General features: G+C 67.0%; 1 protein-coding gene and 1 pseudogene. Both read left to right on the top strand.

Annotated features, from left to right (window positions below):
* Positions 1 to 212 (top strand): annotated as a pseudogene (locus tag CRU95_RS16175) (P-type conjugative transfer protein TrbL); the annotation flags it as partial.
* Positions 209 to 442, top strand: a 234-nt coding sequence (locus CRU95_RS16170) for a VirB8/TrbF family protein (protein WP_258238753.1), incomplete at its 3' end; no start/stop codon positions are given. The pseudogene CRU95_RS16175 and the gene CRU95_RS16170, both read left to right, overlap by 4 nt.

Below are 442 nucleotides of genomic sequence, written 5' to 3'. Positions count from 1 at the left end.
GCTCCTCGACCATGGGAACCGTCGGCGGTGAAGCCGCCGAGGCCGCATCCACGCCGACAGCAGCGGCAGGCGACGCCCCGGAATGGGCCAAGCGCATGAAGCGCAGCCAGCACCTTTCTCACGGCGTCAGCGCCGCCGCCCATGCCGTCAAGTCCGGCGACAGCCACGGCTCCGGCTCTTCCATCAACCTTTCCGAAAGCGACCGCTCATGAACATCTTCAAGCGACCCGCCGTGCATTACGCCAAGCCGCCCGAACCCGAGACGCCTTACCAGCAAGCCGCGCAGGTCTGGGATAACCGCATCGGCTCGGCCCGCGTGCAGGCCAAGAACTGGCGCTACATGGCCTTCGGCTCGCTCATTCTCTCGGCGGGCTTCGCCGGGGCGCTCGTCATCCAGTCCGCACGCGGGACCGTCGTACCGTGGGTTGTCCAGGTCGATAAA

The sequence above is a fragment of the Arcobacter sp. F2176 genome, from assembly GCF_004116465.1.
Classification (GTDB): Bacteria; Campylobacterota; Campylobacteria; order Campylobacterales; family Arcobacteraceae; genus Arcobacter; species Arcobacter siniprincipis.
The sequence above is the reverse complement of the archived record's forward strand: the minus strand, read 5'-3'. Positions and strand labels throughout refer to the sequence as shown.